The 16,019-nt window shown below is 65.2% G+C and carries 14 protein-coding genes; 8 read left to right on the top strand and 6 right to left on the bottom strand.

The window, feature by feature from the left end:
* Positions 1 to 195 precede the first annotated feature (195 nt).
* The 5 genes from O4H53_RS02570 (at position 196) to O4H53_RS02550 (ending at position 5,329) form a co-directional block, all read left to right on the top strand.
* Positions 196 to 597, top strand: coding sequence for a cytidine deaminase (locus O4H53_RS02570; protein WP_269361161.1), 402 nt, complete (start codon positions 196 to 198; stop codon positions 595 to 597).
* A complete protein-coding gene (locus O4H53_RS02565) occupies positions 594 to 1,898 on the top strand; it encodes a thymidine phosphorylase (RefSeq protein WP_269361159.1) in 1,305 nt (434 codons plus the stop codon). The genes O4H53_RS02570 and O4H53_RS02565 overlap by 4 nt, the downstream gene beginning before the upstream one ends.
* Complete coding sequence (locus O4H53_RS02560; protein WP_269361157.1) at positions 1,898 to 3,085, top strand: phosphopentomutase; 1,188 nt, start codon at positions 1,898 to 1,900, stop codon at positions 3,083 to 3,085. The genes O4H53_RS02565 and O4H53_RS02560 overlap by 1 nt, the downstream gene beginning before the upstream one ends.
* 141 nt (positions 3,086 to 3,226) lie before the next feature.
* Positions 3,227 to 3,862, top strand: coding sequence for a uracil phosphoribosyltransferase (gene upp, locus O4H53_RS02555; RefSeq protein ID WP_269361601.1), 636 nt, complete (start codon positions 3,227 to 3,229; stop codon positions 3,860 to 3,862).
* Between the two features lie 111 nt (positions 3,863 to 3,973).
* The gene (locus O4H53_RS02550) at positions 3,974 to 5,329 is read left to right on the top strand and encodes an SPOR domain-containing protein (protein ID WP_269361155.1); all 1,356 of its coding nucleotides are present in this window, start codon (positions 3,974 to 3,976) and stop codon (positions 5,327 to 5,329) included.
* A gap of 138 nt (positions 5,330 to 5,467) precedes the next feature.
* Here the strand turns inward: O4H53_RS02550 and O4H53_RS02545 are convergent, their stop codons facing one another.
* Positions 5,468 to 6,481: a hypothetical protein gene (locus O4H53_RS02545; RefSeq protein ID WP_269361153.1), complete on the bottom strand. Its 1,014-nt coding sequence runs from the start codon at positions 6,479 to 6,481 to the stop codon at positions 5,468 to 5,470.
* 139 nt (positions 6,482 to 6,620) lie between these two features.
* Entirely contained in the window at positions 6,621 to 8,246 is a 1,626-nt protein-coding gene (locus tag O4H53_RS02540) for an AMP-binding protein (RefSeq protein WP_269361151.1), read from the bottom strand.
* 86 nt (positions 8,247 to 8,332) lie between these two features.
* On the opposite strand from O4H53_RS02540, the gene O4H53_RS02535 reads away from it, so the two are divergent.
* The 3 genes from O4H53_RS02535 (at position 8,333) to O4H53_RS02525 (ending at position 10,796) form a co-directional block, all read left to right on the top strand.
* Positions 8,333 to 9,274, top strand: coding sequence for a DMT family transporter (locus O4H53_RS02535; protein ID WP_269361149.1), 942 nt, complete (start codon positions 8,333 to 8,335; stop codon positions 9,272 to 9,274).
* The gene (locus O4H53_RS02530) at positions 9,271 to 9,918 is read left to right on the top strand and encodes a sulfotransferase family 2 domain-containing protein (RefSeq protein WP_269361148.1); all 648 of its coding nucleotides are present in this window, start codon (positions 9,271 to 9,273) and stop codon (positions 9,916 to 9,918) included. Before O4H53_RS02535 ends, O4H53_RS02530 begins: the two co-directional genes overlap by 4 nt.
* A 233-nt stretch (positions 9,919 to 10,151) precedes the next feature.
* Positions 10,152 to 10,796, top strand: coding sequence for a Hint domain-containing protein (locus tag O4H53_RS02525; RefSeq protein ID WP_269361147.1), 645 nt, complete (start codon positions 10,152 to 10,154; stop codon positions 10,794 to 10,796).
* Positions 10,797 to 11,261: 465 nt separating this feature from the next.
* Here O4H53_RS02525 and O4H53_RS02520 read toward each other — a convergent pair whose 3' ends face one another.
* The 4 genes from O4H53_RS02520 to O4H53_RS02505 all read right to left on the bottom strand — a co-directional run bounded on the left by O4H53_RS02520 (position 11,262) and on the right by O4H53_RS02505 (position 15,974).
* Positions 11,262 to 12,344 carry a DUF1513 domain-containing protein gene (locus O4H53_RS02520; RefSeq protein ID WP_269361146.1) on the bottom strand — a complete coding sequence of 361 codons (1,083 nt, stop codon included), beginning with the start codon at positions 12,342 to 12,344 and terminating at the stop codon, positions 11,262 to 11,264.
* Between the two features lies 1 nt (position 12,345).
* Complete coding sequence (locus O4H53_RS02515; RefSeq protein WP_269361145.1) at positions 12,346 to 13,362, bottom strand: imelysin family protein; 1,017 nt, start codon at positions 13,360 to 13,362, stop codon at positions 12,346 to 12,348.
* The gene (locus O4H53_RS02510) at positions 13,359 to 14,846 is read right to left on the bottom strand and encodes a di-heme oxidoreductase family protein (RefSeq protein ID WP_269361600.1); all 1,488 of its coding nucleotides are present in this window, start codon (positions 14,844 to 14,846) and stop codon (positions 13,359 to 13,361) included. Before O4H53_RS02510 ends, O4H53_RS02515 begins: the two co-directional genes overlap by 4 nt.
* Before the next feature lie 120 nt (positions 14,847 to 14,966).
* The gene (locus tag O4H53_RS02505; protein WP_269361143.1) at positions 14,967 to 15,974 is read right to left on the bottom strand and encodes a hypothetical protein; all 1,008 of its coding nucleotides are present in this window, start codon (positions 15,972 to 15,974) and stop codon (positions 14,967 to 14,969) included.
* Between the last annotated feature and the right edge of the window lie 45 nt (positions 15,975 to 16,019).

Genomic DNA, 16,019 nt, shown 5'->3' with positions numbered 1-16,019 from the left:
GGAATTTTGTTTAATGTTAAACTATCTGGTTTTCATGCGCCAGAATGTCATATGCCAGTTGCTTTGGCAAAGCCCCATTGCAAAGCCGTGTTTGCTTTTCCGGGACGGTTGTTCCGCTTGACGGGCGGGAACAGGGGTTTTGTCCTTTGATACTTTCTGCGAGGGTTTTTATACAATGCGTGACAGGGGGTGATCATGAGTTCAGATTTGCGGCAGGCAGCGGTAACGGTGCGCGAGAATGCACATGCGCCCTATTCGGGCTTCAAGGTCGGGGCAGCCCTGCGCAGCGCATCCGGCGCAATCTATGTCGGCTGCAACGTGGAGAATGTCGCCTATCCCGAAGGCACCTGCGCCGAGGCGGGGGCGATTGCCGCCATGGTCGCCGCCGGAGAGACAGTGCTGAAAGAGGCATATGTGGTTGCCGACAGCCCGATGCCGGTCACGCCCTGCGGCGGCTGTCGCCAGAAACTTGCGGAATTCGGCGCTGGTGAGGTGCCCGTGACCATGGCCACGCTTGCAGGTGTCGAACAGGGCACCACAATTGCCGATCTGCTGCCCGGCAGTTTCACCGCCGCCTATATGGAGGAGCAGGGATGAATGCCCGTGCCATCCTGGCAAAGCTGAGACAACGTCAGACCCCCACGCGCGACGAACTGGGATGGTTTGCCCGGGCGCTCGCCGATGGCCAGGTCAGCGATGCCCAGGCCGGGGCCTTTGCCATGGCGGTCTGCCTGAACGGGCTTTCGGATGTGGGAAGGGTGGCGCTGACCCTGGCGATGCGCGATTCCGGCCGGGTGCTGTCCTGGGATCTGGATGGTCCGGTGCTTGATAAGCACTCGACCGGCGGCGTGGGCGATTGTGTGTCGCTGGTGCTGGCCCCGGCGCTTGCGGCCTGCGGGGCCTATGTGCCGATGATCTCGGGGCGCGGGCTGGGCCATACCGGCGGCACGCTCGACAAGCTGGAGGCGATACCCGGCGTCGGCACCCAGCCCGATGAACAGCGGTTCCGGCAGATCGTGGCGCAGGCCGGCTGCGCCATTGTCGGGGCGACAGCGGATATCGCCCCGGCGGACAAACGCCTTTATGCGGTGCGCGATGTCTCCGCCACGGTGGAATCGCTGGACCTGATCACCGCCTCCATCCTGTCCAAGAAACTGGCCGCCGGGGTCGACGGGCTGGTTCTGGACGTCAAGGTCGGCAGCGGGGCCTTCATGAAGGACCTTGCCGCGGCTCAGGCCCTGGCAGAGGCGCTGACCAAGACGGCCAATGCGGCGAAATGCCGGACCACGGCGGTGATCAGCGACATGAGCCAGCCGCTGGTGCCCAGCCTCGGCAACGCTCTGGAGGTGGCTGAGGTGATGCGCGTTCTGACCGGCACGGGCCGTGGCCCCATCGTGGATGTGGCGGCGGCCCTGGGGGGTGTCCTGCTGGCCAACAGCGGGTTGGTGGCCGATGTGCAGGACGGGGCCGATGCCATTGCCAAGGCGATCCGCAACGGTGCCGCCGCCGAGCGTTTCGGCAGGATGATCAGCGCCATGGGCGGGCCGGTCGGGTTTGTCGACAGCTGGCAGCGCTTCCTGCCCGAGGCCAGCATCATCCGCGAGGTCAAGGCCCCCTCGGGCGGCTATGTGCGCGCCATTGATGGCGAGGCGCTGGGCCTTGCCGTGGTGCAGCTTGGCGGCGGACGCGAGGTGGAAAGCGATCACGTCAATCCTGCCGTCGGCCTGTCGGAGGTGGTGCGGCTTGGCGCGAAGATCGGCAAGGGGCAACCCCTCGCCGTGGTCCATGCGGCACGCTCGGATCAGGCCGACCGGGCGGCAGCGGCGGTGGTCGCGGCGATCACGCTGGGGCCATCGCGGCCCAAGCTGCCGGACCTCATCATCGAAAGGGTCGGATGATGCCGCGCGCCTTTCTGGTGGTGATGGATTCCGTCGGGATCGGCGGCGCGCCGGACGCGGAGAGCTATTTCAACGGCGATGTGCCGGACACCGGGGCCAATACGCTGGGCCATATCATGCGGACCTGCGCGCGGGGGGGCGCGGAGGAAGGGCGCAGCGGCCCGCTGCGGCTGCCCAACCTGATGGCGCTGGGCCTTGCCGAGGCAATGGCGCTGGCCGAGGGTGAGACGGTGCCGCCGAGTGCGGGCAACGCCACCTTCGGTGCCGCGACCGAGGTCTCGCGGGGCAAGGACACCCCCTCGGGCCATTGGGAACTGGCGGGCCTGCCGGTGCCCTGGGACTGGCATTATTTCCCGGACGAGCGCCCCGCCTTTCCGGATGACCTCGCCGATTTCGTGGCCGAGGCTGCGGGGACGACAGGCATCCTGGGCAATTGCCATGCCTCCGGCACCACGATCATCGCGGATCTGGGCGCGCAGCATTGCGAGACTGGCTGGCCGATCTGTTACACCTCCGCCGATTCCGTGTTCCAGGTCGCAGCCCATGAGGAGTGCTTCGGGCTGGACCCACTGCTGACGCTGTGCAAGGCCATCGCGCCGCGCCTGCATGGGATGAAGGTGGGCAGGGTGATCGCCCGGCCCTTTACCGGCAGCGCGGACAAAGGCTTCACCCGCACCGCGAACCGCCGCGATTTCGCCATCACGCCACCCGCGCCGGTTCTGACCAACTGGGTGCAGGGCGCCGGACAAAAGGTCTATGCGGTGGGCAAGATCGGGGACATCTTTTCCATGCAGGGCATCGACGAGGTCCGCAAGGGCACCGATGCCCAGCTGATGCGCCACCTGGGCGGCCTGGTGGAAGAGGCCGAGCAGGGCAGCCTGACCTTCGCCAACTTCGTGGAGTTCGACAGCCTTTATGGTCACCGCCGCGACGTCGCGGGCTATGCCCGGCAGCTGGAATGGTTCGACACCGAGATCGGCACGCTTCTGGGGCGGCTGCAACCCGGTGACATCATGGTGCTGACCGCCGATCACGGCAATGATCCGACCTGGGTTGGCACAGATCACACCCGCGAGCGGGTGCCGGTGCTGGTGGCGGGCGACACTGCAGGGCCGCTGGGGCTGATCGGTTTTCGGGATGTCGCGGCACTGGTCGCGCGCCACCTCGGCGTCGGCACGGGCGGATAGGGGGGCGGGGGGCGCTGCCCCCATCGGCAAAGCCGATTCCCCCGGGTATATTTAAGGCCAAAAAGAGCAGGGGGCGCTGCTTGCGAAATCTTCGGTTTCGCGCGACAACGGAGCAAAAGGAAAGTGCTGCCCATGCCCTCAATGACCGACGACCATCTGACCGTGGTGAACCACCCGCTGGTTCAGCACAAGCTGACCATCATGCGCGACCGCGACACGCCGACGGCGGTGTTCCGGCAGCTCCTGCGCGAGATCAGCCAGCTGCTGGCCTATGAGGTCACGCGCGGCTTGCCGATGACCACAAAGAAGATCAACACGCCCATGCAGGAGATGGACGCGCCCACGCTTGACGGCAAGAAACTGGCGCTGATCTCCATCCTGCGGGCGGGCAACGGGTTGCTGGACGGTGTGCTTGAGCTGATCCCCTCGGCACGGGTCGGATTTGTCGGCCTCTACCGGGACGAGGAAACGCTGCAACCCGTGCAGTATTATTTCAAGGTGCCGGAGGGGCTGGACGACCGGCTGGTGATTGCGGTCGATCCGATGCTGGCCACGGGCAATTCCTCGGCGGCGGCGATTGACCTGTTGAAACAGGCGGGTGCCACCAACATCCGCTTTCTGTGTCTTCTGGCGGCACCTGAGGGAATCGCGCGGATGCGGGAGGCCCATCCCGATGTGCCCATCGTCACCGCAGCCGTGGACGAGGCGCTGAACGACGTGGGATACATCGTGCCGGGGCTGGGCGATGCCGGCGACCGGATGTTTGGCACGAAGTAGATCAATCACCGCCCGGAAACAGCTGGACAAAGCGGCTTGCGCGCTGGACACCGCGAACAGGCTGGGGCATCCTTGGCCGATATTCTCATTCGGATTGTGTGGGGGCACGAGATGAAGCTTACAAGACTGATTGCGATTGCCATTATTGCCGCTTCCGGCGGATTGGCGGCCCTGCAGGTCGATGCGCAGATTCAGGAACAGCAACCGGCGGAGTTTCCGCCTGACTCCTACAAGGGCAAGCAATATGTTGACAGCCAGGGCTGCGTCTTCATCCGTGCCGGGATTGATGGCAATGTGTCCTGGATTCCACGCGTAACCCGCTCCCGCAAGACGATCTGCGGGTTCAAGCCCAGCCTGTCGGGGCAGGTCGCATCGGCGGCGGCAGCACCGGCCCAACCGGCGGAAGCGCCTGTTCAGATCACCCTCAACAATGCACCCGCAGCGGCGGCACCGGCCCCGAAACCGCGCAAGGTGGCAGCGCCCAAGCGCAAACGTCAGGCGGCCCCCGTTGTTGTCCGCCAGACCGCTCCGGCGCCCAAGCCACAGCCCCGGATCAATCCTGCGCCGGTCATCATCGCCGCCCCGGTTCCCGCACCCGCACCCGCGCCCCAGCTGCGGCGCAGCGCAGAGGTCGCCACGGCCTGCCGGGGGGCATCGCCCCTGTCCCAGCAATACCTGCGCGGCTCTGCCAGCACCCCGGTCCGTTGCGGACCCCAGGCGGAACCGATCATCGCACCGGGATATGCGGCCGGCGGGACGCGGAGCTATGCTGTCACCGCGTCCGAGGTCACGGCGCATACACGCATCGTGCCCAAACATGTGGCGCAGAACCGCCTCAACACCTATGACAACGTGCGCGTGCCCCCGGGCTACAAGACCGTCTGGGAAGATGGCCGTTTGAACCCGCGCCGGACAGAGCAGAGCCTTGCCGGACGCAGCGACATGTTGCTGATCTGGACACAGACCGTCCCGCGCCGCCTGATCAACCAGGCCACCGGGCGCGATCTGACAGCCTCCGTGCCACTGGTCTATCCCTATCTCGATATCGTGACGCAGCGCCGGGAACTGGGTGAAGTGACCATCGTGCAGCGCAACGGCCAGCTGACCAAGCGGATCATCCGCAATCATCCGGCAAGCGCGCGGACCCCGGCAAAGCGCCAGCCTGTCTATTCCTCGCGCTCCGCGCCCAAGGCGGCGCAGCCGCAGGCCGCCGCCGCAACCCCCGCACGGGCCCTGGCCGACAAGCACTTTGTGCAGATCGGGACCTTTGGCAACCCTGCCAATGCCCAGAGAGCGGCGCAGAACATCGCCCGCATGGGCATGGCGGCCCGCATCGGTAAACACAGCAGGAACGGCAAGACCTATTTGACCGTGCAGGCCGGACCGTTCCATTCGGCACAGGCGATCCAGAATGCGATGCGCCGCCTGAAGGGGGCCGGTTACAGCGACGCCTTCGCGCGTAACTAACGCGTTTCAACCTTTCAGCAGCTTGCCCTGGCCAGTCGGAGAATATCCGGCTGGCCATTTCTTTGCCCAAAGACCGTCCGGCGGCGGGGCGGAAATCCGTCTTTGCCCATCAGGTCCGGTAAAGGAGAAGGCCCGGCCTCAGCCGCCGCAGATGCTTTGCAGGCGCAGCCAGTTGGCGTCGGACATCAGCGGGGCGGTCAGCTTGCCTGCCATCGGGTCGCCCTCGATCAGGGGCAGGGTGGTTTCACCGCTGATGTCGCGGGCATAGGCATAGGGGGTGCTGCGCACCTTGGCTTTGGCAAAGAGGTCCAGCTGAGCCGTAAGGTCCACCGCCGCCGGTGAGGTGGCCAGCAGCTGTTCGGCATAGCGGTCCAGCGCCTGCGGGGCGACGTCGCCGGTGGTCAGCAGGCGAAAATTATCCCGCAGGCCCACCGCCCGCAGCAGATCGCGCAGCGGGTCACTGTCCGCCCGACGGGCCATTTCCGTGATGACAAAACCGGCGGCAACATCGGGTTCTTCGAAATCCTCGATCACCGAGCGGTCCAGCAGGATCAAGCCACCGGGCAGATGCAGGCTCTCGCGGGTCATATCCGGCAGGACCGCCAGTTTCCCCGCCGACAGCCGGTTTGCCAGAAGCGAAAGCGCGGCGCGCCCTGCGGTCTCTGCACAGGCGGGGCCGGAGACACGTTCGATCCGGCTGAGCAGGGCAAGCCCGATCTGCGTGCGTTTCACGCCCGGCACGACGCGCAGGGTGTGATCCTGCATGGCACCGGGCAGCCAGAACAGGACAAGTGCGGCAACCACGACAAAGGAAACAACCATGCCCACCAGCCGCAGCCGCCCCGGCCTGGGGCGCGCGCGGGTGATCGCACGGCGCAGGGTCTCGATCGCCTCGATCATCTCGGTTTCGTTTTCCGCGATCTCCACCGTTTCACCGGGGTCGCCATCCGGGTGATAGATCGCCGGGGTTTCGTTCGGGTTGGCCCGTTCCACCGCGGCAAGCGACCAATGGGTCAGGGGCCGGTCGTTCAGGTTGGAGATCACCAGCGTCGCATCGCCAACCGACACGATCACCTCCTGACGCTGCGCCTCGGGCGTGGCGCGCCACAGCGCGGTTGCCTCGAGCCGGGCATATTTGGTGAGCGCGGTCATGGGGGTGCGGGTCTGCCTCTTGTTTTTTGCCTAGTTTAACACCGAAGGTGGCGGCGGCAATGGCCCAGCGGCATTGCCGTTCCGGCGCACCCCCCGGTTGTCATCATGCAGGCAACCGCAGCAGCCGGCCGAGAGCGCGTCAAAGCGCGGCTGCGGCCTTGCGCAGTTCAAACTTCTGAATCTTGCCGGTCGATGTCTTTGGCAGCTCCTGAAAGACCACCCGCTTTGGCGTCTTGAACCCGGCCAGCGTCTCGCGGGCATAGGCGATCAGCGCCTCGGCATCTTCCACCGCACCCGGTTTCAGTTCCACAAAGGCGCAAGGCACCTCGCCCCATTTCTCATGCGGCTGTGCCACCACGGCGGCAAGGTTCACGTCCGGGTGGCCCATCAACACGCCTTCGACCTCGACGCTCGAAATGTTCTCGCCGCCCGAGATGATGATGTCCTTGGCGCGGTCCGCAATCTGGATGTAGCCGTCATCATGTTGCACAGCCAGGTCACCGGAGTGGAAATAGCCGCCGGCCAGCGCCTCTTTCGTGGCCTGCGGGTTCTTCAGATATCCCTTCATCACCGAATTGCCCCGGATCATGATCTCGCCCTGGGTGCTGCCATCCCTCGGGATCTGGGCCATCTGCGGGTCCATCACCGTGATATGCTCCATCATCGGCATGGCGACCCCCTGCCGGGCCTTGATCGCGGCACGGGCGGATTGATCCAGCGTGTCCCAATCCTCGGCCCGCCACAGGCATTCGGTCACATGGCCATAGGTTTCGGTCAGCCCGTAAACCTGGGTGACATTGAAGCCCAGCTTCTCGATCTTGGACAGGGTCGCGGGGGCGGGCGGCGCACCGGCGGTAAAGACCTCGACCTCGTGGTCAAAGTCGCGGCGGTCTTCGGCTTTTGCATTGACGATCATGTTCAACACGATGGGCGCGCCGCCAAAATGGGTCACGCCCTCATCCGCGATGGCGTCATAAATGGCCTTGGCGGTGATGTCGCGGCTGCAGACCAGCGTGCCGCCGATCAGGGGCATCATCCAGGTGTGGTTCCAGCCGTTGCAGTGAAACAGCGGAACGATCTGCATGTAGATCGGATGCAGCACCATGCGCCAGGAAATCACCGTGCCCATGGTCATCAGATAGGCGCCGCGGTGATGATAGACGACCCCCTTGGGCCGCCCGGTGGTGCCGGAGGTATAGTTCAGCGCCAGGCTTTCCCATTCATCCTGCGGCATCTGCCAGGCGAAATCCGCATCGTCCTGGGCCAGGAAATCCTCATAAACCGGATGCCGCCCGGTCGCGGGGCCCGCCGCCACATCGGTCACTTCGATGATCTGCAGGTCGCTCTGCGGCAATTGTTCCCGCGCGGCCTCCACCAGCGGCACGAATTCCGTATCCACCAGCGCCAGCTTTGCGCCGCCATGGGCCAGGATATAGCTCACCGTGCCCAGATCCAGCCGCGTGTTGATCGTGTTCAACACCGCGCCGCAGGCGGGCACGCCGAAATGCGCTTCTGCCTGTGCCGGGGTATTGGGCAGCAGTGTTGCCACCACGTCACCGGGACGGATGCCGCGCGCGACAAGGGCCGAGGCCAGACGCGAGCAGCGCGCGTGATACTGCGCATAGGTCACACGGTGATCGCCATAGACCACGGCCAGGCGGCTGGCAAAAACATCGGCCGCGCGCTGCAGATGCGACAGGGGGGTCAACGGCACATAATTGGCAGGGCATTTTTCAAGCCCCGTTTCGTCCTGCATCCAACCCATTTGCATCCTCCCTGCTGCTACGCTTCGGCGGATTGAGTATTGCGGTGCGAGGGCGACTTTGGAAAGGTGAAAAAAAGGGGTATCGGGTGAGCAATCAGAGCATCAGGCCGGGTTTGGCGGCAGTTTCGGTCTTGGGCGGCATGGCGACATTGGGTCTGACGGATAATTTCGTCCCCTTTATCTCCGAGCGCGGCTCGCTCTGGCAGTTCCACTTTGTCCGGTCGCTGATGGCGGTTGCCATACTTGGGGCGGTGGTTGCCCTGGGCTTTGGCAGCCTGCGGCCGAAACGGCCCTGGGCGGTGCTCGGGCGCAGCCTGTTTCAGGGCGGCGCAATGCTGATCTACTTCGGCTGCCTGTCGGTGCTGCCCATCGGGGTGGTGGTGGCCGGGTTGTTCACCTCGCCGCTCTTTGTGGTGCTGATCTCGGTCCTGTTCCAGGGCAAGCAGGTCGGCCCTTACCGCTGGTGCGCCGTGGGCATCGGCTTTGCCGGGGCGCTTCTGGTGATCCGCCCCGATCCTTCGGCGCTCGACTGGGTGGCCTTCGCGCCGATCCTTGCGGGCTTGCTTTATGCCGTGGGCGCCGTGGCCACCCGCGCCTGGTGCGAAGGCGAAAGCACCCTGACGCTCAGCGCCGGCTTCTTTGGTGTCCTGGGGATATTCGGCCTGATCGGCATGTCGCTCATCCCCGGCACCGGCGCACCCGAGGGGCATGCGGGTTTTGTCCTGCGGTCCTGGGGGCCGCTGGACGCACCGATGCTGTTCTGGTTCGCGGTGCAGGCGGTCGGCTCGCTGATCGGCATTGCGCTGATCGTGCGCGGTTACCTGATCGGCGAGGCAAGCCATGTCGCGGTCTTTGAATATTCGCTGCTGGTCTTTGCCAGTTTCTGGGCCTGGATGCTCTGGGGTCAGGCGGTGCCGCCGCTGGCGCTGGCGGGCATGGCGCTGATTGCCTGTGCGGGCAGCATCATCGCGCTGCGCTCCGACACGCCGGTACCGGCGGGGCGCGCGCCTGCGGGTGAAGCCCCGTGATCATCAGCCGGGGACGGTCCTATATCTTTGTCCACAGCCCCAAGACGGGCGGCACCTCCATGGCGCTGGCGCTGGAGGCGCGGGCGATGAAAGACGACATCATGCTGGGCGACACGCCCAAGGCGGCAAAGCGGCGGCGGCGTCTGAAAGGGGTGCAGGCGGCGGGCCGTTTGTGGAAACACAGCACGCTTGCGGATATCGACGGGCTGATCACCCCCGGGGAGATCGCGGAAATGTTCACTTTTACCCTGGTGCGCAACCCCTGGGACCGCGTGGTCAGCTATTACCACTGGCTGCGCGAACAGGCATTCGACCACCCCGCCGTGCATCTGGCAAAATCGACGGATTTCGCAGGTTTCCTCTCCGATGCGGCACTGCAGTCCAGCCTGCAGGACTGGCCCGCCACTCGTTACATGCGCGATGTGACCGGCGTGGAACGCTGCAGCGCCTATATCCGGCTGGAGCATCTGGAGGCGGATGCAGCACCGCTCTGGGATCATCTGGGCTTTCGGCTGGAGCTGCCGCATGTCAACACATCCGCGCGGACGGAAACCTGTCAAAGCCTCTACACCCCGGACCTGCGCGAGATCGTCGCGCGCTGCTGCGCCGGGGACATCGCGCGCTTCGGCTATCGGTTTCCCTGAACCGCGCTGGCGGTGGTCACCTATTCCGCAGGATTGCCATCTTTGCGCCACTCAATTCCCCCGAAATCAACGGTATTGTCGCCGGAACCGGGGACAATGCCAGATTTCCGCCGCTTTCCGGTCCCGTACCGGACAAGGGAATCACCCCACTTGGTGCCATCAACTGCACCAGCGCCCTGCCACGGCGCGTCACCATGGGGATGGATGAAATGTTTGGATGGAAGACAAAAGAGATGAACCGCCGAACGCCCGAGATGACGGGCGCCTATGACGGCGGTCTTGCGACACTGACAAACGGTCTGATGGCGGGCACGCGGGTGGCGTCAAACCTGGGCTGGCGCGCTGTCGAAGCGCTGGCGGTTGGCGATTCCGTCCTGACCTTTGACCACGGCATGCAGCAGATCACCGAACTGCGCCGCGTCATGATGTGGATCGACGCCCCCGATACGAACCCGGCCCTCTGGCCGGTCATCGTGCCTGCCGGTGCGCTGGACAACCGTGCCGAACTGACCCTGCTGGCCGATCAGGGGGTGCTGGTGGAAAGCGATGCGGCCGCCGATATCTATGGCGATCCCTTTGCCCTTGTCCCGGCGCAGGCGCTGGTAGGGGTGCGCGGCATCCACCGTGCGGCACCGCAGGAAATGGTGGAGCTGGTGGTGATCTCCTTTGCCGATGAACAGGTCATCTATGCCGAGGGCGGCGCCTTGATCCATTGCCCGGTGGCGCGGATGGTGCTGGACAATCTGCTGGACGGCACCGCCCCCGTCTATGACGTTCTGGGGCTGAGCGATGCGGCGTTTCTGGCCGGGTGCCTGACCATGGAAGACCGGATGCTGGCCACAGGCGGTCGTGGCGCCAGGGCTGCCGCACCCTGTTGATCTGACCGGCGCGGCCCATCTGGAGGGGGCCACGGAGAGACAAGCAGACATCCCCATGTCAGCAAAGGGGCCGCGAGGTGAGAGCCGCGGCCCCTTTTGCATGTCACGGGGGCGGGCATATTCCGGGAGGCAAGGATGGCTCCGGGCAACCCAAATTTTGGCCGGTGCCTGAACCTCAGGTCACTCAGGCCATCGTTGAAACCACAGGCTATGCGCTTTGCGCTTTCCACATTTGCCGTCTGCTCCCTGCTCTCTGCGCCAAGCAATTGCAGACATGTCATACAAGACCTGTCATTTTTGACATGTCATGTATGACATGTCGTCCCTTGCGGAATGATGCGCCAAGGCGTTTCGCGTGATGTCTCACGGCGCGATGCGAAAACCTTACTCACGTAACGCTGCCTGAAATCAGAGACTTCAACGGGCTAAGTGGCACATGGTTTTTCGGGTGTTTCGTCACAGGCTCTAGACCGGGATCAGGTGATTGTCCCACATCAGATCGGCTTTTGCCCTGGCCTCGCCCGACCCGCGCAGGCACCGCAGCTCTCCGGCACCTGTGGTCACGGTAAAACCACCCTCCGCCGGGGCCACGCCACAGACGTCGTTCAGGGAGATGACCTGCGACAGGGCCATGGTGCCCGTGTCAAAGATCTGCACCCGGTTGCCACGGGGCGAGGTGACGGCAACCTGAGCCCCGTCCGGCGAAATGGCGATACTGCCGATATAGCCCTCCATCTCGCGCACCGCCTCGGGCGGGGCGTCGAAGAGGGCAATCTGCCCGCCTCTCCGGTGCCTGCCCACCAGCGCTTCCACCGGCTCTTCGCCCTGCCATTGCATGCCAAAGGCGACATCGCCGCCCGGGCCAACCGCAAGATGCCGAATCGAATTCTTGTGCTGGGCATGGGGCAGGGCGGCCTGCTCGACGATCTTGCCCTGGTCGATATAGCTCAGGTTCGGGGCCATCGTGGGGATGTTCAGCTTGGTCCTTCCGGTGTCGGGGTGGGTGTCGATGCCACCATTCGCCACCACCAGAATATCCGTCCTCGGCAGCCGCTTGATGTCATGCGGGCCGATCCCGCCGCTGCTGATCTCGCCCCGGCGCCTGTAGCCTGCGGCAACGTCCCAGATGCCGATGCGCCCTGCACCGGCCTCAAAGTCATTCTCGGTGGTGAACAGCCATTCGCCCCCCGCCGAAAACACCCCATGGCCGTAGAAATGCCGCCCTTCGGGGCAGGTCAGCCGGGCCTGTTGCCGCCCTGTCGCACAGTCGATCACCACCGCGAAGGTGCCGGGCCTGCGGGCAAAGGCCACCGCCTGCGGTCGCGTCGGATGGGCGGCGGCGGCATGGCCACGGGCAGGCAGGGGAATTTCGAACAGCACCGACAGGTCCGCCGCGATACCGCAGAGCAGATAGGTCCCGTCCGCCCGCGCGCCTGCGGCCAGATAGGCGGGGGATCCCGCATCGGCCCAGCTGGGGACAGGCAGCACCCCGGCGGCAATCAGCCCGCCCAGAAACCGGCGGCGTCCGCGCTGCGGGGTCCCCGACATCTCAGTCGCCATCCAGCGAGTTGAAGCCCGCGGCCACGCCCAGCGTCGGCCCCAGTGCGCTGCGGGCGAGGGCGCGGATGGCTTCGACATCCTGCTGGAGCACTTCCACCTTCAACCGGCGTTGCGGCTGGGCCACCCCGGCAAAGACCGGATCGTCCAAAGTCTCCAGATGAGCAACGGCCTTGGCAAAGGCGTGATCCAGCCCGGAAGCGACCTGCGGGTGACCGGCGGCCAGACGCTCCGCCAGATCGCGCAGGGCGGTCAGGCTCAGCGCCACATGGCGCGCCGACCGATCAGAACGCCAGGCCTCCGCCCGCCTGGGCCGGGGGCGGTCAAAGGTGCCCAGGGGGCGGCCCAGACGCGTCTCTGCGGTGAACTCAAGCCCCGTGGTCAGCGCGGTGAAAAGCTGCTGCAACACCTCGTCTTCGCTGCGGTAGGTGCCATTCGGGCCGGGGTTCAGCATCCCGGGCGCATAGCTCTCGTGCCATTCCGCGCGGATGGTCCCGGCCGTTGCGGCGATATCGGCGGTGACCGCGCGGATCAGGCCGCACAGGTAGGCGGGATCGGCAGCACCGGTCAGCTCCGGATCATAAAGCAGGTATTCCAGCCCGTAGAACCCCCGTGCCGCGATGGAAACCTGTGCAAAGCCCTCGGCGCTGTCGATGATCGCATCGCGTTCTGCCATCAGACCGGCCAGCGCACGCGGGGTCGCGCCCCGGCTGTCGGGCCAGAAGGCCAGCGCAAAGGCCCGGTCGCCAACTTCGGTCGGGCCGAAACGCAGGTGGCTGGCGCTGACCCAGCTGTCAAACGCCACGCCGTAAGCGTCGCGCAGTTCCCGCGAAGTGGGCGCGCAGTCGTTCCCGGCCACCTCGGCCAGCCGCCCGGCATTCTCTGACAGCGCGTCAAACCGCGGCAGGATGTGATGCGTGACCACATCGGTGATCTTGGCCGTGGCATCCTGTGCCGCAGCGGCAAAGGGCATCAATGCAACAAGCAGGTTCAGGAAAAATCTGGTCATAGGCTCTCCAGATAGGTGATCAGCGCCTCGCGCTCGGCAGTCGGCAGGTCGATGACCGCATCGCGCTGGGCCTGCGCCTCGCCGCCATGCCAAAGGATCGCCTCCAGCAGGGACCGGGCCCGCCCGTCGTGCAGGAAATAGCTGTGGCCACTGACCTGTTCCGTCAGACCGATACCCCAAAGCGGCGGCGTCCGCCACTCCGTTCCGCTGGCCCGCGCCTCGGGGCGGTTGTCCGCCAGACCGGGGCCCATGTCATGCAGCAACAGGTCGGTATAGGGCCAGATCAGCTGAAAACTCTGTTCCGGCTGATCTTCGAGCCGGTTGGTCACGAACTTGGGCTGGTGGCAGGAGGTGCAGCCGGTCTGATAAAACACCTTCTTGCCCTGCAACACCTGCGGATCGCCCGGGTTGCGGCGCTCCGGCACGCCCAGGTTGCGGCTGTAGAAGGTTACCAGATCCAGCCCCTCGGCGTCGATCTCGGTGTCGCGCGCATCGCCGTCACCATGGATCGCGGCCAGGCAATCGGCCTGCAGATCGGTGCATTCACCAGAACCCGCCGTGAACAGGGGGTTCGATATGCCGATGTCCCCGGCAAAGGCCCCGGCCGATTGTTCCAGCACCGAAGGGTTGCCCGCCTTCAGGCCGAAGCGCCCCAGCATGGGCCGGTCCAGCGCCTTGGACCAGACGATATTGGCCCGGCCCGAAATGCCGTCGCCGTCCTCGTCATCCGGGTCCGCCAGGGCAAGGATATCGGCGGCGGGGATCGCTTCGAGCAGGCCCATGCCGATCATCTGCGGCGCGACGCGCGGGCTCAGCATGGCGTCGGGATGCAGCGGGCCATAGCCCAGATCGGCCGCCCCGTAGGTGGGATGCCTGAGCGATACCTCGGTCCCGTCGGCCAGGGTGACAGGTTCCTCTTTGTACGTGATATCAAGGCGGTATTCAGCGGCATGCCCCTGTACGGCAAAGTCCTGCAACTGCGTGCCATAGGTGGGGTCGGGGCGGCTGGCGATATAGCCTTCGATCTCGTCGATGGCGTCGCTTTCGTCTCCGGGGATCGACACCCGCAGGAACATGGAGATCGCATTGTCGTCCTGCGCCTCGGGCGGATGGCCACGCCCGTCCTTGATGTGGCAGCGCTGGCAGGACCGCGCGTTGTAAAGCGGCCCCAGCCCGTCAGAGGCCAGCGTGGAGGAGGGGGCAGAGACCCAGAGCTTGCGGAACAGCCCGTTGCCCACCTTGAAGGTCAGCTCATCCTCGAAACTGATGTTGCCGGAGGGCTGGGAAAAGGCATCCGCCGACTTGCGCGCCCGCACAGTGGCGGCCCCGGCAGAAAGCTGTTCGAATTGTTCGGGGGATGTGAAATCGGCGGGCGGCGCCAGCACCGCCGCGATGCGCGCGGCCTCCGCGGCGGTGCGGGGGATCACATTCAGATGGTTGTCATCCAGCACCGGCGCCTCCTGCGCCAGCGCCGCCGATCCCATCACCAGGATCAGCGGCACCAGGGCGCAGGAGATTTTACCTTTCCGGTGTGACATGCTGGCGGGCCGGTCCCATCGCGCCGTGGCGGCAGGCTTTTGGCTGGCTGTCATGACGGCTCCTTCTTAGAACGATACGACAGCCGCCAGGCCGACCGCTGTCGATTTTACACCGCCCACGTCAAAGCGGGCCAGGCCAAAGTTGATCTCGCTGTTGTCGGTTATCTGCCGGTCTATCCCAAGGGCGAGCATCTTGTCACGGCCTGCGCCGCTGGTGTTCACCACCGTCCCCGTGCCCGAGAATGACCATTGGTCCAGCACATAAGTCGCGCCGAGGGTGCTGTAGGTTGCATCCGCAGCCGTGCCGCCCGCGCCGCTGAAATGGGCCATTTCGCCGATCATGTCCCAGCCATTTCCGAAATCATGAGCCAGCCCGGCCACAACGCCGTTTTCATCCGAGACATCACCCGTGCCCGCTGCCAGGTGGCGTGCGCCGACCCATGCGGTGGTGGCGCCAAATTCCCGGCTGAATTGCAGGGCGATGTTGTTCAGCTTGCCGGTGTTGCCGACGCCGCCCGCCGCCACCGAATTGCGCCCGCGCCGGTTGCCGATGCTGTCGCTCAGAACACTGTTGTCGGCATAAAACACCGCAAGGGACAGGGTGCCATCCGCGCCAAGGGGCGTATCGACGGTCAGGCCGATCATCTCGGCCAGCTCGTAATCGCCCGAGAGCGAGGTGCCGTAATATCCCGGTGCATCGTCCCAGGCCACACCGAAAACCGGGCTCAGCTTGCCGACGGAGACCAGCGTTTCACCAAAGCCAAAGCGCAGGCCCAGTTCATTGACGTAAAGCCCCAGGTCATCGAAGCTGCGGTCGTCGGTGGGGTCTGTGACGGATTCCAGCGTCAGCCCGCCAAAGGCGGTGATGCGGTCGGTGATCGCCGCCTCGAACGCGGCCTCGATGCTGAGGTAGAGATCGCTGAATTCCGCCGTCGGATCATCCGAGCTGACCGTGCTGTCAACGCCGATTTCGATTTCGGCTTCCCAGGTGAAACCTGCGTCCTGAGCCTGTGCCGCATGGCCACAAAGCACCGCGAGGCCGCAAAGCCCCGCAAGGTGTGTCTGTTTCTTCATTGTTATTGTCCTGTGAGAATTTGAGACCTGGCTGGCAGTAAGGCT

Source organism: Sulfitobacter sp. G21635-S1 (assembly GCF_027213915.1).
In the GTDB taxonomy this organism is placed as follows: domain Bacteria; phylum Pseudomonadota; class Alphaproteobacteria; order Rhodobacterales; family Rhodobacteraceae; genus Sulfitobacter.
This window is presented reverse-complemented; position numbering and strand designations above follow the sequence as displayed.